The organism is Agromyces sp. NPDC057865 (assembly GCF_042796995.1).
In the GTDB taxonomy this organism is placed as follows: Bacteria; Actinomycetota; Actinomycetes; order Actinomycetales; family Microbacteriaceae; genus Agromyces.
In genome coordinates this window covers 19,456-40,309 of sequence record NZ_JBHVMJ010000002.1, presented here as the reverse complement: position 1 = coordinate 40,309, position 20,854 = coordinate 19,456, and the positions used below count along the sequence as shown (strand labels likewise).

Below are 20,854 nucleotides of genomic sequence, written 5' to 3'. Positions count from 1 at the left end.
GATGACGGACGCGACCGTGCACTTCCTCGTCCCCGACGGTTTCGACGACGACGAGCGCGTCAGCGGCGGCAACGTCTACGACCGGCGACTCGCCGAGACGCTGCGAGCTCGAGGCTGCGACGTGCGGATGGTTCCCGTGGCGGTCACCCGAGTGACGGATGCCGCGCGCGCGATGTCGGCGCTCCCCCACGACGCGCTCGTGCTCGTCGACGGCCTGCTCGCCGTCGCGGCATCCGCCGTGCTGGAGGCTCAGGCGAGCCGGCTTCGGATGGTCGTGCTCGCGCACATGGTGGCGAGCGCCCTGCCGGGCACGCCGGGCCATGCGCGAACCGCCGAGCGGGAACGCGTCGCCCTCGGTGCCGCGCGACGCGTGATCACCACCAGCGAGTGGACCCGTTCCGAGCTGGTCGCGCGGGGGCTCGCGGACGCGGATCGGATCACGGTCGCCCTGCCGGGCACGTCCCCGGCGACGGCGGCTTCCGGCTCCGGATCGGGAGGCCACCTGCTCAGCGTCGGCGCCGTCGTCCGGCACAAGGGGCAGGACGTGCTCGTCAACGCGCTGGCGGGCATGACCGACCTGCCCCGCTGGCGTTGCACGATCGTGGGCTCGCTCGATGCCGATCCCGAGTTCGCGGATCGCGTGAGGGGCGTGATCCGCTCCGGCGGGCTCGTGGATCGAGTCGTCCTCACGGGCGTGCTCACCGGCGGCCGGCTCGAGGATGCGTACCGCACCGCGGACCTCGTCGTCGCGCCGTCGCGGTCGGAGAGCTACGGGATGGTCGTCGCCGACGCGCTCGCCCGTGGCATCCCGGTCGTGGCCGCGCAGGTGGGCGGGGTGCCGGAGTCGATCGCCGGCAGCCGGGGCGGCATCCTCACGCGACCCGACGATCCGGTGGCGCTGCGCGCGGTCCTGCGGCGGTGGCAGGTGGATCGCGGATGGAGTGCCGTGCTCGAGGCGGAGGCGATGCGCTCGCGGACGGTCTTCGCGACGCGGACCTGGGATGCCACGGCGACGATCGTCACCGCGGTCCTGGGTGAGCTCCGCAAGGCGGCCGACGTCGAGTTCGAACGGCGGCGCACCGCATGAACGAGATCATCGAGGTCAGCAGCGACTGGCTCGCGCTGCGCGAACCCGAGGACGCGCGGGCGCGGTCCCGCGAGCTCGCCGTCGCGGCATCCGGCCTGCTCCGACCCGGCCCCGTCGAGGTCCACGACCTGGGCAGCGGCACGGGCTCGATGATGCGGTGGCTGGCGCCGCTGCTGCCGGGCCCGCAGACGTGGGTCCTGCACGACTGGAACCCCGACCTCGTCGAGCTCGCGACGAACGGCGCGGCGCCGCTCGACCGTGACGGGAGGTCCGTCGCCGTCCGCACGCGAACGGGCGCGCTCGGGGCGCTCGACGCCGGCGAGCTCGACGGCGCGTCCCTCGTGACCGCGTCGGCGCTGCTCGATGTGCTCACCTTCGAGGAGCTCCGCGCGATCGCACGGGCGATCATCGCGGTCGGATGCCCCGTGCTCCTGAGCCTGAGCGTGACCGGCGACGTGCTGCTCGATCCGCCCGATCCTCGCGACGCCGGGGTCGCGGCCGCGTTCAACGCGCACCAGGAACGCCTCGTCGGCGGGCGCCGGCTCCTCGGGCCCTCCGCCGCCGCACTCGCGCAACTCGTGTTCCGCGAGGCGGGCTGGAACGTCCGCACCGCCGAGACCCGCTGGCGGCTCGGCCCGCACGAGCCGGACCTCCTCGAGCAGTGGTTCGACGGCTGGATCGATGCGGCGCTCGAGCAGCGTCGCGACCTCGAGGGCGAGTGTGCCGCCTACCGCGCGCTCCGGTCCGGACAGTTGCGGCGCGGCGCGCTCTCCGCCGTCGTCGTGCACGCCGATCTCCTCGCGTGGCCGTGATGTCCGCGTCGACGAGCGCCCCTCGGATCCGCGCGATCCTGTCGTCGACGTGGTTCCGGCTCGCCGCGCGTTCGCTCGTGGGCATCGTCGTGCTGGTCGCGGTCATCGCGCAGGTGGGGTCCGGGCCGTTCCTGGAGGGACTGGCCGGCATCGACCTCCGCGTGATCGCGCTCGCGCTCGCGCTCTCGTTCGTCGCCACGGTCGCGGCGGCCTGGCGCTGGAGCATCATCGCCGGGCGGCTCGGCGTCGGCCTTCCCCTCCGGCAGGCCGTCGGCCTGTACTACCGCTCGCAGTTCTTCAACACGGTGCTCCCCGGCGGCGTGGTCGGCGACGTGCAGCGGGCGGTCACGCAGGGTCGCGACGCAGGCAACGTCGCGCAGGGCGCCCGCGCCGTCGTCATCGAGCGCACCATGGGCCAGGTGGTGCAGATCGTGATCGCGGTCGTCGTGCTCGCCGCCTTCGGCTTGGAGTTCGAGGGGTACGTGCTCCCCGCGCTCGGCATCGTCCTCGCGGTGATCGCCCTCGCCGTGTTCGTGACCACCGCGACGAGCGCTCGTGCGCGGCGCGCGCTGCGACGCGAGCTCGGCGAACTGTCGGCGGGCGTGGGCTCCCCCGGTGCGTTCGTGCGCGTCGTCGCCGCCTCGATCTTGGTGGTCGGATGCCACGTCGCGACCCTCGGCATCGCGGTCGCCGCCGTCGGGGCGAGCGTGCCGCCGCTCCGCCTCGCCGCGCTCGCGCTCGTGATCCTGCTCGCCGCGTCCATCCCGTTCAACGTCGGAGGCTGGGGTCCGCGTGAGGGCATCGCCGGCTGGACGTTCGCCGTCGCCGGCCTGGGCGCAGCGACCGGGGTCGCGGCATCCGCGCTCTTCGGCGTGCTCGCCATGATCGCCGTCGCACCCGGGCTCGTGCTCGCCGTGGCCTCCGCGGTTCGCCGGACTCGAACCCCGGAACCGGCATCGGCGGTCGAGCTCGCCGGTGCGCGTGGCAGGGTGGACTCGTGAGCGATCGGCCCTATGTGATCCTCAGCGCCGCGATGTCGATCGACGGCTACCTCGACACCGCAGCCCCTCCGCGCCTCGCGCTCTCGAATGCGGCGGACTTCGACCGGGTCGACGAGGTGCGCGCGCACAGCGACGCCATCCTGGTCGGTGCGCGCACCGTGCGCCTCGACAATCCACGGCTACTGGTGCGCAGCGACGAGCGACGGACCCGGCGCGAGGCGGAGGGCCTGACGCCCACACCCGTGAAGGTGACCGTGACCGCGACCGGCGACCTCGATCCAGCCTCGGCGTTCTTCGCCACGGGGCCGACGGAGAAGCTCGTGTACTGCCCGCGATCGGCGGCCCGCGGGATCCGTGACCGGCTCGGTGAGCTCGCCACCGTGGTCGGGCTGGGCGAGGAGGTCACGATGGCCGACCTCGTCGACGACCTGGGCGACCGGGGCGTACGCGCGCTGCTGGTCGAGGGCGGGCGGACGATGATCACGCAGTTCCTGGCGTCCGACCTCGTCGACGAGCTCCAGCTGGCCATCGCCCCGTTCTTCGTCGGCGACCCGCGAGCTCCGCGGCTGATCGGCGACGGCACGTTCCCGTGGACGCCCGAGCGTCACGCCGTGCTCGCCGAGAGCCGCCAGGTCGGCGACATGGTGCTGCTGCGGTACGCCCTCTCGGAGCGCTGCGTCACCCGCTCGTGAATCCGGAAGTCAGCGGGTCCGCATGCTCCGCTTCGCGAACTCGTCGAGGTTGCGGATCACGTCCTGCGCCACCCACAGGCGGTTGCGGCTCTGCGACGTCGTCTCGGTGAGCACGCCCCGCTCGACCAGCTGGTCGAGGCCGCGGAACACCGCCGGCCCCGACCTGTCGACCTCGGCGCGCACGAAGGTGGAGGTCAGCACGGGGTGGCCGATGGCGAGCCGGGCGATCTCGCGGGCCGCCGAGTCCGAGCGCAGCCCCGACATCCGCTCGGCACAGTGCTCCTGGGTCGCCTCGATGTCGTCGACCAGCTGTCGCCCGTTGACGATCGCCAGCACGGCGCCGTCGGCGAACACCCGGACGATCGGCTCGACCTCGCCGGAGCGGTAGGCGTCCAGCGCGTCGAAGTACCGGTTCCGCTGCTGCAGGATGCCCGACGAGATCGGGACCGTCACGCTGCGCGTCAGGCCGGTGCGACGGAGCGCGGCCTGCACCAGCGCTCGCCCGGTGCGCCCGTTGCCGTCGGGGAACGGGTGGATCGTCTCGAACTGGGCGTGCGCGACCGCGATGCTCGCGAGCGGGAGGGTCGCCACCCGGCCCGAGTACGCCTCGAAGTCCGCCATGGCGGCCACGACGCGATCGTGGTGCGGCGGGATGAAGTCCGCGTCGTGCGGGCTGTAGCTGCCGCCGCCGATCCACACCTGCTGGGTGCGGTACGTGCCGGTGATGTCGGGATCCGTCCGGAACAGCAGCTCACGATGCATCCGGATGATCGTCTCGGCGTTCAGGTCGTCGGCCGCGTCGAGCGCAGCCTGCAGCGCGCGGACGTTGTTCACGATGAGCGGCGCGTTGCCGTCGGCGCGCTCGCCGAGCTCCGCCTCGGCGATCGCCCGCGCCCCGCTGGTGAGGTTCTCGATCTGCGAGCTCGACGCCGACTCGCTCCGCAGCAGGATCGACGCGAACGGCGCCGTGACCGACCCCACCTCCGTGTCGAACCGCACGAGCTGCTGCTGCGCGTTCGTCACGTCCTCGACGAGCTCGTCGGGCAGGTCGAACTCGAGGCCCGCGATGACGGCCGGCACGGATGCCTCGTAGGGCCGCGTGATCCGCTCCCAGACGCGTCGACTGACCACGTCCTGCGCGATCGTCGGGCGCCACGGGCGCGACTCGAAGCCCACGGCCGTCCCGGCGGCGGACTGGTGCGAGATCGACGCTGCCATCCACGTATCCTTCATCACGAAGCGAACGTGGTTAACGTTATCGCATAAACGCAACTATGGCGACGCCACGGTCAATGATGCGGCATCCGCCCGAATGCGCTACGAAAGAAGACCGATGAACATCGCAGACTCCCCCGACATGCAGCCCCGACTGATGAAGGCCCTCCGAGCCCACGCCCGGGGCGGGCCCGAGCAGCTCGTCTACGAGGACGCGCCGCTGCCGCCGCCGCCCACCGGCTCCGATGTCTGCGCCCGGGTGACGGCGGCCGCCGTCACGTTCGACGAGCTGACGTGGCCCGAGACCTGGGAGTCCGACGGAGTCGACCGGACCCCGATCATCCCGTCGCACGAGTTCGCGGGGGTGGTCTTCGCCGTCGGGCCCGACGTGCACGACTACTCGATCGGCGACCAGGTCTTCGGCCTCGTGCCCTTCGACCAGGACGGTGCCGCAGCGGAGGTCGTTCGCCTCCCGGCCGCCAACCTCGCCCGCAAGCCGGCGAACGTCTCGGACGTCGTGGCGGCCGCAGCGGTGCTCCCCGCACTCACGGCGATGGAGGCGGTCGAGGAACACCTGCGACTCGAGTCCGGGCAGCGGCTGCTCATCCGCGGCGGCACCGGCGCGGTGGGCTCGTTCCTGATCCAGTTCGCGCACCGCGCGGGGATCGCGGTCACCGCGATCGTGCGGTCCCGCGACGCGGTCGAGGTCGTCGAGCGGCTCGGTGCGCGGGAAGTGCTCGTCGGCGACGAACCCGACGAGGTCGCGCCGGCGAGCTTCGACGCCTCGATCGACTCGGTCGGAGCGGGAACTCCCGAGTGGTTGTATCGGGCGGTTCGTCCTCGGGGGCGGGTCATCACACTGCAAGAGGCACCGGATGCCGCGCTTGCCGAGGCGTTCGACGTCGATGCGCAGTTCTTCGTCGTCAGCCCCGACGCCGAGCACCTCGATCGACTCGCCGCGCTGCTCTCCGACGGAGGCATCGAGGTCGCCGTGGCGCAGACCTATCCGCTCTCCGAGGGGCGCGCCGCCTACACCGACCGGGGTCGGGCGGGCCGTCTCGGGAAGACCGTCCTCGAGGTGCCGACGTCGTCGGAGTGAGTCGAGCGGACATGCCGAGGGTGCTTCTTCCGCGCCCTTGCGGCCGTGGCCCCGCAGTGCGATCCTGCTGATAATCCGCACGTGCGGAATTCCTTGGTCCGAAGGACGAGGCAGATGGGCGAAGCGAGCCGGGCACTCTCCGTCGACGAGGACGTCGCCCTCGTCCTCGATCTCGCGCAACTGTCGGCCGACGACCTCGCGGCCGTCGGCGGCAAGGCCGCGAACCTCGGCGAGCTGATCCGCGCGGGCTTCGACGTGCCGCCCGGCTTCTGCATCACCACCGAGGCCTATCGGCTGGCCGTACGGGGAACGACCGTCGAGGCCGGCACGGGCACGGATGCTGCGGCGGCGCGTGCGGCAGTGCTCGATGCACCCTTCCCCGAGTCGGTGGCCGCCGCAGTGCGGGACGCGTACGCCCACCTGGAGTCCGGCACCGACGGACCGGTCGCGGTGCGATCGTCCGCCACCGCCGAGGACCTGCCCGGCGCGAGCTTCGCCGGCCAGCAGGACACCTACCTGAACGTGAGCGGCATCGACGACGTGCTCGACGCCGTGCAGCGCTGCTGGGCGTCGCTCTGGACCGATCGGGCGGTCGCCTATCGCGCGGCCCAGGGCATCGACGGCTCCGGGGTCGCGCTGGCCGTCGTCGTGCAGCGGATGGTGGACGCCGAGTCGGCGGGCGTGCTGTTCACGGCCGATCCCGTGACCGGCCGGCGACGGCAGGCCGTCCTGGATGCCGCGCGCGGCCTCGGCGAGGCGGTGGTGTCGGGTGCCGTGGACCCCGACCACTTCGTCGTCGACACCGGAACCGGGCGGATCCTCGACCGGCGGCGGGGCATCCCCTCCACTGGACAGGCGGCCGTCACGGACACCGAGGTGCGAGCGCTGGCATCGCTCGGCGACCGCGTGGAAGTCGCGTTCGGCAGCCCGCAGGACGTCGAGTGGGCCGTGGACGAGGACGGACACCCGTGGCTGACGCAGTCCCGGCCGATCACGACGCTGTATCCGGTCCCGGTGCGCGCAGTGCCACCGCCCACGGACGAAATCCGTGCCTTCTTCTGCATCACGCTTGCGCAGGGCCTCCACCGGCCCGTCACGCCGATGGGCATCGCCGCGCTCCGGGTGATCGGCTCGGGATTCCTGAACCTCGTCGGCCGTCCACCCGAGCGGATCGTCGACGGGCCCGGCGGGTTCGCCGTCTCCGGGGGTCGCATCTTCGTCGATGCCACGCCAATCCTACGTTCGTCGGTGGGCCGGGAGATCTTCCCCCGCGCGCTGGACGTCATGGAGGCGCGCTCGGCCGTCGTGCTCCGAGGGTTGTTCGACGACCCGCGGTTCTCCGTGCTGCCGAGGTCACGGCGCCGCTTCGCGGGACCCGCACTGCGTCTTGCCGCCCGGGTCCGGCTGCCGCTTCTCGTCGCGCAGGCACTTGCCAGCCCGGCGGCGGCCCAGCGCCGCGTGCGGCGACTCGCGGATGAGGTGCGCGCCGGGGCCGTGCCGGCGGGCGACATCCGGACGCGCGTCGACGGCGTCGTCGACCTGCTCTTCCGCGCGATGCCGCTCGCTCCGCGCAGCCTGCCCGGAGCGGTCGTCGGCTTCGGCATGCTCGGGCTCGCGGGGCGCCTGCTGCGAGGATCGGCGCAACCGGGCGACCTGCAGACGGTCCTCCGAAGCGCGCCCGACAACGTGACCACCGAAATGGATCTCGACCTGTGGAACGTCGCCCTGCGCGCGCGGGACGACGCCGACTCCGCGGCCGCGCTGCGCACGCAGACCGGACGCGAGCTCGCCGACGCCTACCGCGGCGGCGGCCTGCCCACCGTGCTGCAGCGCGCCATTACGGCCTTCCTGGACCGTTACGGCCATCGCGCCGTCGCCGAGATCGACCTCGGGATGCCGCGGTGGTCCGAAGACCCCACGCACCTGTTCGGCGTGCTCTCGGGGTACCTCCGCCTCGACCCCGACGCGGCCACGCCCCAACAGCACTTCGCCGACGGCGCGCGCGACGCCAAGGCCATGATGCGCACGCTGGTCGGGCGTGCACGGCGGCGCGGCCCCATTCGTGCCGCGGCGGTCCGGTTCTGCCTGCGGCGCGCCCGGGCGCTCGTCGGGATGCGCGAGATGCCCAAGTTCCTCGTCATCACGGCGATGAGCGGGGCGCGAGCGACGATGTCGCAGATCGGGCGCGAGCTGGCCGAGTCGGGCCGCATCGCTGAGCCCGAGGACGTGTTCTTCCTCGACTTCGACGAGACGAAGCGTGCCGCCGCGGGCGACGACCTGCGGGCGACGGTCACCGAGCGACGGGAACGCTACGACGCCGAGCTGCGGCGCCGGCACGTGCCACGGGTCCTGCTGTCGGACGGGACCGAGCCCGAGGCCGTCGGCTCCGCGTCGGCGGTCGCCGCGGGGGCGTTGCGCGGAACCCCCGCGTCGGCCGGGACCGTCACCGCGCCAGCCCGCGTCATCCTGGACCCGGTCGGCGCACACCTCGAGCCGGGCGAGATCCTGGTGGCACCGTCCACCGACCCGGGCTGGACGCCGCTCTTCCTCACGGCCGGCGGGCTCGTCATGGAGATGGGCGGCGCGAACAGCCACGGCGCGGTGGTCGCGCGCGAGTACGGCATCCCCGCGGTCGTCGGCGTGCCGCGAGCGACGGAGGCGATCGCGACCGGTGCCGAGGTGACCGTCGACGGAGCCGCGGGCGTGGTGAGCCTCGCGACGCCTGACACCGAGTCGAGTGGCGATACCGCGTAGGCTCGCTCACCATGGCGACTGGCGCAACGATCCACACCTTCGCGGTACAGCTGGCCGACATGGACCGCGGTGTCTACGAGGACCTCACGCTCCGCGTCGCACGCCATCCCTCAGAGACGGACGCGTTCATGTTGACGCGCCTGCTCGCGTACTGCCTCCAATTCCAGGAGGGGATCGCGTTCAGCGACGGCATCTCGGCGACGGACGAGCCGGCCGTGTACGTACGCGACCTCAGCGGCAAGCTCATCGCGTGGATCGAGGTCGGCGCACCGGACGCGACCCGGCTGCACTCCGGGAGCATGCAGGCCGAGCGGACCGTCGTGTACACGCACCGCGACCCGGCGAAGGTCGCCGCACCGTGGGCGGGCAAGCGGATCCACAGAGCGGACGAGATCGCCCTGTTCAGCTTCGACCACGGCTTCCTCGACGCCGCCACCGCGCTGCTGGAACGACGCAACTCGATCGCGCTCTCGATCACCGAGCACCGCATGTACCTCGAGATCAACGGCACGATGCTGGAGTCGGTCGTCCACGAGTACCCCGTCGCATAGCGGCGCTGCGAAATGGGTGTCCGGACATCTGAACACAGTGGGAGGAAGGCGGGATGCTCGAGATTCTCACGTTCCCTGATCAGCTGCGGCTGATCGACGAACGGTCGGCCGCCTTCCTCGCTGCGGTCGCCGCAGCACCCAGCCTCGACGTGCAGATGCCGACCCATCCCGAGCGGACGCTGTTCGATCACGTGGAACACGTGGGCATGGGCCGCCGCAAGGCAGCCGCAATCGTCGCCGCCGGACCCGCGGACGCTCCGCCGGACGAGTCCGCATGGGGAGGCGGCACGGGTGCGCCTCGGGAGCGCGAGGCGCTCCTGGCCTGGTGGGTCGAGTCCGTCGAGCACCTGGCGAGCGTGCTTCGCGAGGCGGGCCCGGATCGCGCCTGCTGGACCTGGTGGGGTGACTCGCCGTCACCGCAGACCTCCGGGGCCTGGGCGCGGCGCCAGCTCCACGAGATCGCGGTGCACACCTACGACGTCCAACTCTCCGGGGGCGCCCCGCAGCCGATACCGGAACGAATCGCCCTCGACGGTTTCGACGACTGCCAGTTCACCCTCTGCGCGACGACGGTCGCCTGGCCGCACGACCCCGCCCTCGTCGACTACCACGCAACCGAGGGCCCATCCTGGCGCCTCCGGCTGTCCCACGACGGCGCACAGGTCGCCCGCCTCACGCCCGCCGCCGGCGAGGACCCCGACACGGCCGACGCCTCCGCCCGGGGCACGGCCAGTGACCTGGTCCTGTTCTTCTACGGCCGCATACCGCTGGATCCGCTGGAGTTCGACGGCGATCGCCGTATCTTCGATCAGCTCGCGGCCTGGGACCCGTCGGTGTGACACCCTGGCGGGACGACGAAGGCCCGGCAAGATTTGCGTCTCACCGGGCCTTTCCCGCGTCGGGCTGACAGGATTTGAACCTGCGACCCCTTGACCCCCAGTCAAGTGCGCTACCAAGCTGCGCCACAGCCCGATGCCGACCGATTCCTCGGAAGGCAACTCGACCATCATAGCGGCATCCGGAGGCGTGCTCGTGCACGCACGGGCCCGCGAGCAGCACTCGGCAGCACGACGAGCCGCCCAGCCGATGCATCGTCCGGACATACCTCCCTCATAGGGTTCGGGCATAGGCTCTCCACAATCCATGCGTTCGATCGTCGAACGCCCGCGCCCGCGCGGACCATTTCCCCGGAGGACACCTTGCCTGACGCCACGCCCCGCCGCCTCGCCCTGAACATCCCGCTCATCGTGCTGTGGGTCGCCTCGATCGCCGTCGGCGCGATCGGCTACTGGCAGCTGCGCACGGGCAACGCCGGCCAGGCCGACTTCTACAACAACGGCGGATCCGACTACCTCACCTACCTCGACCTGCAGACGCAGTCGACGGTCGGTGGGATGCTGCTCATCGCCGGCATCGTCGGCGTGCTCGTCGCGCTGGCCGTGCACGCGCGCAACCGCCACGCGTCGGTCGTCGCACGCGAGGCGCTCGCCGCCGCGGCGCCCGTCGGCTTCGTCGAGGTCGACGAGTACGAGCTCGACGACCTCGACGAGGCGGATGCCGCGACCGACGTCCCGGCCCGCGACGAGGCCGTTGCTGCGGTTCCCGCCGCCGCATCCGCCGAGACCGCGAGCGACGTGCCGGCCGAGGCATCCGCCGCCGTCACCGCGACGGAGGCGCCCGGCCCCGACGCCGAGCCCGCTGCGGCCGAGACCGCCGACGTCGCGGCATCCGATGCCCCCGTTGCCGACGCCCCCGTCGCCGACGGCGCGCCCGCCTCGACCGAGACCGACGGCGACACCCCGAAGGCCTGACCCGCGGGTCGCCGCCCGGAGGCGTTCAGAGGTGCTTGCGCACCTCGTCCATGAACGCCTTCGGGTCGTCGGCCCAGATCCGCACCGCGGTGATCTGCTGCGCACCGCCCTTGGGGGGATGACCCGGCAGGCGCACGATCGTCGGTCGCTCGAGCTCGATCTCGATGACCGTCTCGTCCTGCATCCGGAACGTGAGCGCCCGCCCGGCCTCCGTCTCCACGATGCGCAGTGACTTCGGCTCGTCGACGCGCTTCACGCGCGCGACCGACGCGATGTCGTCCCAGGCGAGCGGGAGGTCGACCTCGAGCCCCTGTCGCACGCGGATGCCGTCGGGCCCGACGGTGTGCGGCCGCATGAGGTAGGCGCTGAGCAGCCCGAACATCCAGGTGACGCCCCAGATCCCGAGGACGAGGAACCCGATTCGGACGGCCGGCCACCGGTGCACGATCAGGTCGACGATCGGGATCTCGACCGCCGACAGCACGATGAAGATGACGAGCACGGTCAGCACCGGCCTGTGGTAGCCGAACCCGGCCGCACCGCGCGGGATCGCCGGGCGGCGGGCGATGAACCGCCCGATGTTCGCGTAGATGCCGAGTTCGACGCGCAGCGCCCGCTGCAGGAACGACCCGGTGCGCCGCCAGACGGATGCCGCGGGGCGGCGCTCGATCGAGACGCTCATGCCCCGGCCGCCTCACGCGCGGCCCGCGCGGCGACATCGGCCGCGACGAGCTCGCGCAGGCGTGCGGCGATCGCGTCGACGCCGCGCTCGAGCGCCGACCGGTCGGCGGGGTCGACGGCGCCGAGCAGGTCGGCGGTGAGCTCGGCGTGCTCGCGCTGCATCTCGCGCATGCGTCGGCGAGCCTGCGCCGTGAGCGACACGATCGTGGCCCGGCGATCGGTCGGATGCGGCGACCTCGCCACGTGACCGCCGTCCTCGAGTGCGTCGACCAGGCCCGTGATGTTGCGGGCGCTCACCTCGAGGCGCGTGGCGAGGGCCTGCTGCGTCATCGGACCCGCGTGCGACAGCTCCCAGAGCACGCGCACCCGCGCCGGCGTGAGCGACGTGCCCTCGAACGCCCGCGCCATGTCGTGCTGGAACAGTTCGCCGATCTCGAGCAGGCGATCGAGCACGGTCGGGATCGGCGCTGCGGAGCCGCCGTGTGCACCGTGTGCGACGGGCTCGGTGGGGGGCATATCGTGATGCTACTACATCGTTACCTCACTTCACGAGTTGCCCGATCGACGCTCCGTCGGCAACGGGTCGACGGATGTCGCACGCCCGCGTTACGGTGACGACATGCAGCCTGCGACGACCGACGACCCGCGCACCGACGACCTCCGCGTCGTGCCCGCGCAGGAGGCGCCCTTCGCCGACGTCGAGGCCGTGTTCGGCACCAGGGGCGACCCCGCGCACTGCTGGTGCCAGTGGTACAAGATCCCCGGCAGCAATTGGCGATCCGTGGGCGACGAGGCCCTGCGCGGCCGGCTCGAGGCGCAGCTCGCCACCTCCGACAGCGGCCCTGGGCTGCTCGCCTACGACGGGGACACGCCCGTCGGGTGGTGCGCCGTCGAACCGCGCGCCAACCTCGTGCGACTGCCCCACAGCCGCATCGTCGCGGGCGGCACGCCCGACCCCGACTTCGACGATCCCGGCATCTGGGCCGTCTCGTGCTTCGTGGTGCCGCGGGCCTACCGCAAGCGCGGCGTCGGCGGAGCCCTCGCCGAGGCGGCGGTCGCGTACGCGCGCGAGCACGGCGCGCGCGTGCTCGAGGCCTACGCCATCGATCCCACCGCGCGCGAGAAGGTCCCCGCAGCCGAGCTCTTCCACGGCACCGTCGGCATGTTCGAGCGCGCGGGCTTCACTGAGGTGGCGCGCCCGACGCGTGACCGGGCGATCATGCAGCTGCGCCTGCGCGACTGACTGCGACTGCCCGTCACCGCGATGACCACGCCTTCGACGCGGACTCGAGGTCGTGCACGACCTTCGTCAGGTGGTCGAGCCGATCGTCGGCCCGCCGGTCTGCCGCCTCGGCGAGCCGCTCGTAGGCGTCCACCGGCTCGCCGTCGTGCCCGGCGTGCGCGCCCGCGCGGCGCACGTGCTCCGCGAACAGCACCTCGTCGCGGTGGTCGCCGAGCACGTCGTGCACGGCCTCCCCGGCCTCCGCGAGGGCCGCGGCGTGGTCGCCGAACAGCACCAGCGGCTCCTCGGTGACGGCTTCGGCCGCGTATCGCAGCCGCCGGCCGGCCTTGCGGGCGTCGTGCAGCCGCTCGGTTCCGGATGCCGCGTCGACGCGTCGCCCTCGGCGCACGGCGCGCTTCGCCTCACGCTCCAGCAGGTGCGCGAGTTCCTCGCGAGCGGGCTCGTCGGCGCGCAAGGTTCGGGCGGGCGCCTCGAGGAAGGAATCGAGGGTGCCCCGTCGGGCGGCCGCCCGCGGCATCCGCTGGCGTTCGACGAGGCGTGCGTGCGCGAGCCGGTGCGCCTCGACCTCGTCGTCGACCAGGCGTGAGCGCATCGACGCGATGACCGCGGCGTCGATCCCCCACTCGTCCTCGGCCTGCTGGACCGCCGTCTCGGCGACCTGCACGCGCACCTCGATGTCCCGGACCGTGCCGAGCTCGTGTCCGAGCTCGCGGAACGACTGCCGCACGGACTGCACCACGCCCGTGTCGAAGAGGGGCGCGTAGGCCGCGAGCACGCTGCGCAGGCGCCGCACCTGCGTCCGGAGCTGGTGCACGGCGTCGGGCTCGTCCACGAGCGCCGCCGGCTCGAGTTCCTCGAGCCGTTCGCCGATCGCGCGGATCGCGGTCAGCGCCGCATCGCCGGCGTCCATCGCGTCGAGGTCGGACTTCCACGCCGCGCCGTCGCCGCCGTCCTCGTCGCGATCGCCCATGGCGCCATCGTAGGCGCGGGCGCCGGGAACCGTCAGTCGACCCCGCCGACGGCCACGCGCTTGATGCGCGCGGTGTGACCGCGGAGGATCACGACGTCGCTCCGGCGCACGCCGTAGTGCGCGGCCAGGGCGCGGATGACGCCCTCGTTCGCCGCACCGTCGACGGCGCGCTCGCGAACGTGCACGGTCGCCGACGCGTCGGGATCCTCGGGCGTCTCGTCCACGAACGGGCCGCGCCGGCTGCCGGGCTTCACGCGGACGGTGATCTCCATGGGTCTCCTCCGTGGTGCGATCGCCCCGCCTGCGGAATCCCCCGTGGCCTGCCGCGATGCTACCGCTGGCGTCGCTCGCGCACCCGCATGTTCAGCACGATCGGCGAGCCCTCGAAGCCGTAGATCTCGCGCAGGCGCCGCTGGATGAACCGGCGGTAGCCCGGGTCGAGGAACCCGGTCGTGAACAGCACGAACGTCGGCGGCCGGGTCGCGGCCTGGGTGCCGAACAGGATGCGCGGCTGCTTGCCACCGCGCACCGGGTGCGGGTGCTCCTGCGTGAGCTCGGTGAGGAAGGCGTTGAACTTGCCCGTGGGGATGCGCGTGTCCCACGAGTCGAGCGCGAGCTCGAGGGCGGGCACGAGCTTCTCGAGGTGGCGCCCGGTCTTCGCCGAGATGTTCACCCGCGGCGCCCACGACACGTGATGGAGGTCCTGCTCGATCTCGCGCTCGAGGTACCGGCGACGGTCGTCGTCGAGCAGGTCCCACTTGTTGTACGCGAGCACGAGCGCCCGGCCCGACTCGAGCACGAGGTCGATGATGCGCACGTCCTGCTCGGAGATCGGCTGCGAGACGTCGAGCAGCACGACCGCGACCTCGGCCTTCTCGAGGGCGGCCTGAGTGCGCAGCGACGCATAGAAGTCGGCGCCCTGCTGCAGGTGCACGCGACGACGGATGCCGGCGGTGTCCACGAACCGCCAAATCTTGCCGCCCAGCTCGACCTGCTCGTCGACGGGGTCGCGGGTCGTGCCGGCGAGCTCGTTGACGACCACGCGCTCCTCGCCCGCGGACTTGTTCAGCAGGCTCGACTTGCCCACGTTCGGTCGGCCGAGGATGGCGACTCGGCGGGGTCCGCCGAATTCGTCCTTCGCCACCGCGGAGACCTGCGGCAGCACCTTGAAGACCTCGTCGAGCAGGTCGGCCACGCCTCGGCCGTGCAGCGCCGAGACGGGGTACGGCTCGCCGAGGCCGAGGTTCCAGAGGGCGGCGGCCTCGGGCTCCTGGCGTGCGTCGTCGACCTTGTTGGCCACGAGGAAGACGGGCTTCTTCGTCTTGCGCAGCAGCCGCACGACGTGCTCGTCGGTCGCGGTCGCGCCGACCATGGCATCGACCACGAACAGCACGACGTCGGACAGGTCGATCGCGACCTCCGCCTGCGCCGCGACCGAGGCGTCGATGCCCTTGGCGTCGGGCTCCCACCCGCCGGTGTCGACGAGCGTGAAGCGCCGGTCGAGCCACTCGCCCTTGTAGGACACGCGGTCGCGCGTGACGCCCGGGGTGTCCTCGACGACGGCCTCGCGACGGCCGAGGATGCGGTTCACGAGGGCCGACTTGCCCACGTTGGGCCGGCCGACGATCGCGATGACGGGGAGCGCCGGGAGGTAGCGGATGCCCTCCTCGCCCTCCTCCGACAGCTCGAGCACGTCGAGGTCGTCCTCGTCGAGCTCGTAGTCGGAGAGGCCCGACCGCAGGGCGGCCGCGCGCTGCTCGGCGAGATCCTCGTCGACGTCGGCGAGGCGCTCGGCCAGGTCGTCCTCGGCGATGGACTCGTCGTCGTACTCGTCGCGCTGGTCGGTCATGGTCTCTCCTCGGAAGTCTTGATGGGCCGGGCTCCGGCCCGTCGCGGCGCTAGCGCACCGCCTCGGGCTGCGCGGCCCGGATCACGCCGATCACGGCCTCGACCGTCTGGTCGAAGTCGAGCTCGGTCGAGTCGACGGTCGTCACGCCGTCGGCGGCGGTCATGAAGTCGACCACCTTGGCGTCGGCCTCGTCGCGCCGGCGCAGCTGCTCCCCCGTGTACTGGGCCGGAACGTCGGCGAGCTCAGCGGAGCGCCGAGCAATTCTAACCTCCTCCGACGCGGTGAGCAGGATCCGCACCGGCGCATCGGGCGCCACGACCGTCGTGATGTCGCGGCCCTCGACGACGACGCCCGGATGCCGTTCGTCGGCCATGACGCCGCGGAACAGCTCGATGAGGTGCGTACGCACCTCGGGAACCCGGGCTACGCGGCTCACGATGGCCGAGATGTGCGGCTCGCGGATCGCGGTGGTCACATCGACGTCGCCGACGTGCACGGCGTAGCCGGTCGGGTCGGTGCCGATGCGGTAGGCGAAGGTCGACAGGCTCGAGACGACGGATGCCGCGTCGTCGGTGTCGATGCCGGATGCCTCGGCGTGCCACGCCAGCGCGCGGTAGGCGGCACCCGTGTCGAGGAATCCGTAGCCGAGACGGCGCGCAACCTCCTTGGAGACGCTCGACTTGCCGCTGCCTGCGGGGCCGTCGACGGCGACGACGAGGGGAATGACGGGGGTGTGGGGCACGTTCATCCTGCGATCCGCCAGCCGCGGTCGGCCAGCTCGTTGGTGAGTCGGTCGGCCGCCTCGGGGAGCACGGCGATCTCGGCGAGGCCGACCTGCCGACCGGGCGAGTGCTCGAGCCGGAGGTCCTCGAGGTTGACGCCGATCTCGCCGATCTCGGCGAGGAGGCGCGCGAGCTGGCCGGGGCGGTCGTCGACCATGACGATGACCGTCGTGAAGCGCTTGTCGGTGCCGTGCTTGCCCGGCAGGCGCTCGACGCCGGTGTTGCCGCCGGTGAGCTCCTCGGCCACGCGTCGACGGGCTCCGGGCGCGGCCGGGTCGGCGAGCGCGTCGATGAAGCGGTCGAGGTCCTCGCGGTAGGCGAGGAGGATGTCGCGGACGGGTGCTGCGTTCGCACCGAGGATCTGCACCCAGAGGTCGGGATCGCTCGCGGCGATGCGCGTGACGTCGCGCACGCCCTGGCCGGCGAGCCCGAGGGCCGCGTTCGGCGCCTCGATGAAGCGCCGGGCCATGATGCTCGAGACCACTTGCGGCACGTGCGAGATGAGCGCGACGCCACGGTCGTGCTCGTCGGGCGTCATCTCCACGAGGGTCGCGCCGAGGTCGAGGATGAGGTCGTCGATCGCGCTCGCGCGCCGGTAGCTGATCTCGTCGTGCGCGGCGACCACCCAGGGGCGGCCCGCGAAGAGGTCGGCGCGCGCGGCCAGGGGTCCGCCGCGCTCCCGCCCGGCGAGGGGGTGCGAGCCGATGTACCGCGACACGTCGGCCCCGGCGGCCACGAGCTCGTCGAGGATGCCGGCCTTCACGCTCGCGACATCCGTCACGATCGCCTCTGGGAATGCGGCCAGCTCGGCCGCGACGACCGAGGCCGTGACATCGGGCGGCACGGCGACCACGATGAGCTGCGGGGCGTCGTCGGGCTGGGACCGGCGTCCGGCGCCGAGGTCGACGGCGATGGCGACGTGCGTGGGCGAGGCGTCGGCGAGGATCACGTCGATGCCGCGGGCGCGGAGTCCGAGCGCCACGCTCGTGCCGAGCAGCCCGGCCCCGACGACGCGCACGGGCCCGATCAGCCGTGATTCGACCACGTCAGCGCTTCCCCTTCCGGCCGGCGTCCGCCGCACGGGAGAGGGTGAGGAGCTGGCCGAGTTCCACCTTAGTCAACTCGCGCATGGCGCCCGACCGCAGGGTTCCGAGGTTGAGCGGCCCGAAGCTGCGGCGCACGAGGTCGACCACCGGATGCCCCACCGCGTCGAGCATCCGCCGCACGATGCGGTTGCGACCGGAGTGCAGCGTGAGCTCCACCATGGAGTGGCGCGCGTCGCCCTGGGCCTGCAGGATCCGCGCCCGGTCGGCGTGGATCGGTCCGTCGTCGAGCTCGATGCCGGTCTTCAACCGCTGCAGCGTCGCCGGCGTCACACGGCCGCGCACCTTCGCGATGTACGTCTTCTCCACGCCGAAGGACGGATGCGCGAGCACGTGCGCGAGCTCGCCGTCGTTCGTGAGCAGCAGCAGTCCACTGGTCTCGGCGTCGAGGCGGCCGACGTTGTAGACGCGCTCGTCGAGGTCCTTCGTGAACCGCGTCAGGTCGGGCCGTCCCTGCTCGTCGCGCATCGACGACACGACGCCGCGCGGCTTGTTGAGCATGTAGTACCGCTTCGCGGTGTCGAGCTGCACCGCGACGCCGTCGACGGCGACCAGATCGGTCGCCGGGTCGATGCGCGAGCCCAGCTCGGTGACGATATGTCCGTTCACCTCGACGCGGCCCTCGACGATGAGCTGCTCCGACACGCGACGGCTCGCGACACCGGCGGCGGCGAGCACCTTCTGCAGGCGCTGTCCCTCCGTCGGCAGGCCCGCACCCTCGGCGCCGTCGGGTACGTCGCCCGGCTCTCGGTCAGTCACGATCGAATCCCTCCTGGCCGTCGTCGAGCAGCGGCGAGATGTGCGGCAGCTCGTCGAGCGAGTTGATGCCGAGGTTCACGAGCAGCTGATCGGTCGTGCCGTAGAGGATCGCCCCGGTCTCCGCATCGGTCGCGACCTCGGTGATGAGTCCCCGGCCGACCAGCGTGCGCACGACGGAGTCGACGTTCACCGCGCGGATCGACGCGATCGACGACCGCGAGATCGGCTGCTTGTACGCGATGACGGACAGCGTCTCGAGCGCCGCCTGCGAGAGCCGCGTCGACGACTGGGTCAGCACGAAGTCGGCCACGAGCGCGTCGTACTCCTCGCGCACGTAGAACCGCCAGCCGCCGCCGACCTCGCGCAGCTCGAAGCCGCGACGGATGCCACGTGCCGAACGCTCCTCGCCGGCCACGTCGGTGCGCGGCTCCCCCGACGTGCCCTCGCCGTCGTAGTCCGCCCGCAGGCGCGCGATCGCCGCGCGGATCTCCGCAACCGGACGCGCGACGGCCGCCGCGAGCGTCACGACGCCGAGCGGCTCGTCGGCGATGAACAGGATCGCCTCGAGCGCGCGGTCGAGGTCGAGCCGCGGCTGTCCGGGCACGTCGAGCGGCGTCACGATCGAGAGCTCGGGGCCCTCCGCACCCACCGCGGCATCCGTGTCATTCGTCATAGTCGGCCCCCAGGGTCTCGAGGTTGGCGTCGTCCCACGACTCGGCCGCCCAGCGCAGGGTGAGCTCGCCGAGCGGCTCGACCTGCTCGAAGCCGATCGCCGCGTGGCGGTAGAGCTCGAGCACGGCGAGGAAGCGCGCGACGATCACGCCGGGCTGCCCGATGCCGGCGATGAGCTCGCGGAAGGTCACGGCATCGCCGCGTCGCAGCACCGCGACGACGTGGGCGGCCTGCTCGCGGATGGACACGAGCGGCGCGTGCAGGTGGTCGAGCCCCACCGTCGGGATCTCGCGCGGCGTGAGGGCGAGCGTCGCGAGCGCCGCGAAGTCCTCGAGCGTGAGGGTCCAGCGGAGCTCGGGCTCCCGCTGGCGAAACCGCTCCTCGAGCCGCACGGTGCGGGCGTGGCGCCGCGACTCCGCCTCGAGGTGCCCCCCGAACCAGCGCGACGCCTCCTTGAAGGCGCGGTACTGCAGCAGGCGCGCGAAGAGCAGGTCGCGCGCCTCGAGCAGGGCCACGTCCTCGGCGTCGACGAGCTCGCCCTGCGGCAGCAGCCCCGCGACCTTCAGGTCGAGCAGCGTCGCGGCGACGACGAGGAACTCCGAGGCGCGGTCGAGCTCCTCCGCGGAGTCGAGGCCGCGCAGGTAGGAGATGAACTCGTCGGTCACCGCGGAGAGCGACACCTCGGTGATGTCGAGCTCGTGCTTCGCGATGAGCGAGAGCAGCAGGTCGAAGGGCCCCTCGAAGTTCGAGAGCGCGACCCGGAACCCGGGGTCGGATGCCTCGATGTCCGCGCCCCCTTCCGCCGGCGCACCGGCGGGCTCGATCATGCCGTCCTCCGCCGACACCGTCGCGCCGGTCACGCGCTCCCCCGAAGCCGGCTCGGCCTCAGGCGACCGCGCCACGGAACACCAGCTCCCTCGCGAGCTGCCGGTACGCCCGCGACGCCTGGTGGTCGGGGGCGAACTCGGTGATCGGGGTCGCGGCGACGGTCGCGTCGGGGAACTTCACCGTGCGCGTGATGACCGTCTCGAGCACCTTGTCGCCGAACGCGTCGACGACCCGCTCGAGCACCTCGCGCGAGTGCAGCGTGCGCGCGTCGTACATGGTCGCGAGGATGCCGTCGAGCTCGATCGCGGGGTTGAGCCGGTCGCGGACCTTGTCGATCGTCTCGATGAGCAGGGCGACGCCGCGCAGCGCGAAGTACTCGCACTCGAGCGGGATGACCACGCCGTGGCTCGCGGTGAGCGCGTTCACGGTGAGCAGGCCGAGCGACGGCTGGCAGTCGATGAGGATGACGTCGTAGTCGGCGGCGACGCGGCGCAGCACGCTCGCGAGGATCTGCTCGCGAGCGACCTCGGTGACGAGGTGCACTTCGGCGGCCGAGAGGTCGATGTTCGCCGGGATGACGTCGAGGCCCTCGAGCCCGGTGTGCTGGATCGCGTCGGCCGGGTCGATGCCGCGTGAGAGCAGGAGGTCGTAGATCGTCGGCACGTCGTGGGTCTGCACGCCGAGGCCGGCCGAGAGCGCGCCCTGGGGGTCGAAGTCGACGGCGAGCACGCGCCGGCCGTACTCGGCGAGGGTCGCGCCGAGGTTGATCGTGGTGGTCGTCTTGCCGACGCCGCCCTTCTGGTTGCAGAGGGCGATGATGCGGGCGGGCCCGTGCGAGCGCAGCCGCTTCGGCTCGGGGAAATCACGAAGGGGACGCCCGGTCGGACCGACCTCCGGCTCCAGCGAAAGGACTCCGTCCGCCGGGTCGTGCGTCTGGTGGGTCAC

At 72.4% G+C, this 20,854-nt stretch carries 22 protein-coding genes and 1 tRNA gene; 10 read left to right on the top strand and 13 right to left on the bottom strand.

Going from position 1 to position 20,854, the window contains the following annotated elements; genetic code table 11:
- The first annotated feature begins 1 nt into the window (after position 1).
- From ACFVN5_RS07780 to ACFVN5_RS07765, 4 genes are read left to right on the top strand one after another with little or no spacing between them, the layout of a single operon-like run.
- Complete coding sequence (locus ACFVN5_RS07780; protein WP_376954391.1) at positions 2–1,087, top strand: glycosyltransferase family 4 protein; 1,086 nt, start codon at positions 2–4, stop codon at positions 1,085–1,087.
- Entirely contained in the window at positions 1,084–1,899 is an 816-nt protein-coding gene (locus ACFVN5_RS07775) for an SAM-dependent methyltransferase (RefSeq protein ID WP_376954390.1), read from the top strand. Before ACFVN5_RS07780 ends, ACFVN5_RS07775 begins: the two co-directional genes overlap by 4 nt.
- Positions 1,899–2,900, top strand: coding sequence for a lysylphosphatidylglycerol synthase transmembrane domain-containing protein (locus ACFVN5_RS07770; RefSeq protein WP_376954389.1), 1,002 nt, complete (start codon positions 1,899–1,901; stop codon positions 2,898–2,900). Before ACFVN5_RS07775 ends, ACFVN5_RS07770 begins: the two co-directional genes overlap by 1 nt.
- The gene (locus ACFVN5_RS07765; protein ID WP_376954387.1) at positions 2,897–3,592 is read left to right on the top strand and encodes a RibD family protein; all 696 of its coding nucleotides are present in this window, start codon (positions 2,897–2,899) and stop codon (positions 3,590–3,592) included. Before ACFVN5_RS07770 ends, ACFVN5_RS07765 begins: the two co-directional genes overlap by 4 nt.
- A 9-nt stretch (positions 3,593–3,601) precedes the next feature.
- On the opposite strand, the gene ACFVN5_RS07760 is transcribed toward ACFVN5_RS07765, so the two are convergent.
- A complete protein-coding gene (locus tag ACFVN5_RS07760; protein WP_376954386.1) occupies positions 3,602–4,810 on the bottom strand; it encodes a Fic family protein in 1,209 nt (402 codons plus the stop codon).
- 115 nt (positions 4,811–4,925) lie between these two features.
- Between ACFVN5_RS07760 and ACFVN5_RS07755 the strand changes: the two genes are divergently transcribed.
- The 4 genes from ACFVN5_RS07755 to ACFVN5_RS07740 all read left to right on the top strand — a co-directional run bounded on the left by ACFVN5_RS07755 (position 4,926) and on the right by ACFVN5_RS07740 (position 10,050).
- The gene (locus tag ACFVN5_RS07755; RefSeq protein WP_376954385.1) at positions 4,926–5,906 is read left to right on the top strand and encodes an NADP-dependent oxidoreductase; all 981 of its coding nucleotides are present in this window, start codon (positions 4,926–4,928) and stop codon (positions 5,904–5,906) included.
- 114 nt (positions 5,907–6,020) lie between these two features.
- Complete coding sequence (locus tag ACFVN5_RS07750; protein ID WP_376954384.1) at positions 6,021–8,660, top strand: PEP/pyruvate-binding domain-containing protein; 2,640 nt, start codon at positions 6,021–6,023, stop codon at positions 8,658–8,660.
- A gap of 11 nt (positions 8,661–8,671) precedes the next feature.
- The gene (locus tag ACFVN5_RS07745) at positions 8,672–9,211 is read left to right on the top strand and encodes a YaeQ family protein (RefSeq protein ID WP_376954383.1); all 540 of its coding nucleotides are present in this window, start codon (positions 8,672–8,674) and stop codon (positions 9,209–9,211) included.
- A 53-nt stretch (positions 9,212–9,264) separates the two neighbouring features.
- Positions 9,265–10,050 carry a maleylpyruvate isomerase N-terminal domain-containing protein gene (locus ACFVN5_RS07740; protein WP_376954381.1) on the top strand — a complete coding sequence of 262 codons (786 nt, stop codon included), beginning with the start codon at positions 9,265–9,267 and terminating at the stop codon, positions 10,048–10,050.
- A 59-nt stretch (positions 10,051–10,109) separates the two neighbouring features.
- Here ACFVN5_RS07740 and ACFVN5_RS07735 read toward each other — a convergent pair.
- Positions 10,110–10,183: transfer RNA gene (locus tag ACFVN5_RS07735), tRNA-Pro, on the bottom strand.
- Between the two features lie 227 nt (positions 10,184–10,410).
- Here ACFVN5_RS07735 and ACFVN5_RS07730 point away from each other — a divergent pair.
- On the top strand, positions 10,411–11,022 hold the full coding sequence (locus ACFVN5_RS07730) for a hypothetical protein (protein ID WP_376955650.1): 612 nt from the start codon (positions 10,411–10,413) through the stop codon (positions 11,020–11,022).
- A 25-nt stretch (positions 11,023–11,047) separates the two neighbouring features.
- Here ACFVN5_RS07730 and ACFVN5_RS07725 read toward each other — a convergent pair whose 3' ends face one another.
- Positions 11,048–11,704 (bottom strand): hypothetical protein, encoded by a 657-nt coding sequence (locus ACFVN5_RS07725; RefSeq protein ID WP_376954380.1) that lies wholly within the window; start codon positions 11,702–11,704, stop codon positions 11,048–11,050.
- Entirely contained in the window at positions 11,701–12,219 is a 519-nt protein-coding gene (locus ACFVN5_RS07720) for a MarR family winged helix-turn-helix transcriptional regulator (RefSeq protein ID WP_376954379.1), read from the bottom strand. Before ACFVN5_RS07720 ends, ACFVN5_RS07725 begins: the two co-directional genes overlap by 4 nt.
- Before the next feature lie 103 nt (positions 12,220–12,322).
- Between ACFVN5_RS07720 and ACFVN5_RS07715 the strand changes: the two genes are divergently transcribed.
- Positions 12,323–12,946, top strand: coding sequence for a GNAT family N-acetyltransferase (locus tag ACFVN5_RS07715; protein ID WP_376954378.1), 624 nt, complete (start codon positions 12,323–12,325; stop codon positions 12,944–12,946).
- A 13-nt stretch (positions 12,947–12,959) separates the two neighbouring features.
- On the opposite strand, the gene ACFVN5_RS07710 is transcribed toward ACFVN5_RS07715, so the two are convergent.
- From ACFVN5_RS07710 to ACFVN5_RS07670, 9 genes are read right to left on the bottom strand one after another with little or no spacing between them, the layout of a single operon-like run.
- Positions 12,960–13,916 carry a CHAD domain-containing protein gene (locus ACFVN5_RS07710; protein ID WP_376954377.1) on the bottom strand — a complete coding sequence of 319 codons (957 nt, stop codon included), beginning with the start codon at positions 13,914–13,916 and terminating at the stop codon, positions 12,960–12,962.
- Between the two features lie 32 nt (positions 13,917–13,948).
- Positions 13,949–14,188: a DUF167 domain-containing protein gene (locus ACFVN5_RS07705; RefSeq protein ID WP_376954376.1), complete on the bottom strand. Its 240-nt coding sequence runs from the start codon at positions 14,186–14,188 to the stop codon at positions 13,949–13,951.
- 59 nt (positions 14,189–14,247) lie between these two features.
- Positions 14,248–15,765 carry a ribosome biogenesis GTPase Der gene (der, locus tag ACFVN5_RS07700; RefSeq protein WP_376954375.1) on the bottom strand — a complete coding sequence of 506 codons (1,518 nt, stop codon included), beginning with the start codon at positions 15,763–15,765 and terminating at the stop codon, positions 14,248–14,250.
- Between the two features lie 49 nt (positions 15,766–15,814).
- Positions 15,815–16,513, bottom strand: a complete 699-nt coding sequence (cmk, locus tag ACFVN5_RS07695; protein WP_376954373.1) for a (d)CMP kinase — start codon at positions 16,511–16,513, stop codon at positions 15,815–15,817.
- Positions 16,510–17,592: a prephenate dehydrogenase gene (locus tag ACFVN5_RS07690; protein ID WP_376954372.1), complete on the bottom strand. Its 1,083-nt coding sequence runs from the start codon at positions 17,590–17,592 to the stop codon at positions 16,510–16,512. Before ACFVN5_RS07690 ends, cmk begins: the two co-directional genes overlap by 4 nt.
- Before the next feature lies 1 nt (position 17,593).
- The gene (locus tag ACFVN5_RS07685; protein ID WP_376955625.1) at positions 17,594–18,358 is read right to left on the bottom strand and encodes a pseudouridine synthase; all 765 of its coding nucleotides are present in this window, start codon (positions 18,356–18,358) and stop codon (positions 17,594–17,596) included.
- A gap of 43 nt (positions 18,359–18,401) precedes the next feature.
- Positions 18,402–19,082 carry an SMC-Scp complex subunit ScpB gene (scpB, locus tag ACFVN5_RS07680; RefSeq protein WP_376954371.1) on the bottom strand — a complete coding sequence of 227 codons (681 nt, stop codon included), beginning with the start codon at positions 19,080–19,082 and terminating at the stop codon, positions 18,402–18,404.
- Positions 19,072–19,908, bottom strand: a complete 837-nt coding sequence (locus ACFVN5_RS07675) for a segregation and condensation protein A (protein ID WP_376955624.1) — start codon at positions 19,906–19,908, stop codon at positions 19,072–19,074. The genes scpB and ACFVN5_RS07675 overlap by 11 nt, the downstream gene beginning before the upstream one ends.
- A 58-nt stretch (positions 19,909–19,966) precedes the next feature.
- Positions 19,967–20,854: a ParA family protein gene (locus ACFVN5_RS07670; RefSeq protein ID WP_376954370.1), complete on the bottom strand. Its 888-nt coding sequence runs from the start codon at positions 20,852–20,854 to the stop codon at positions 19,967–19,969.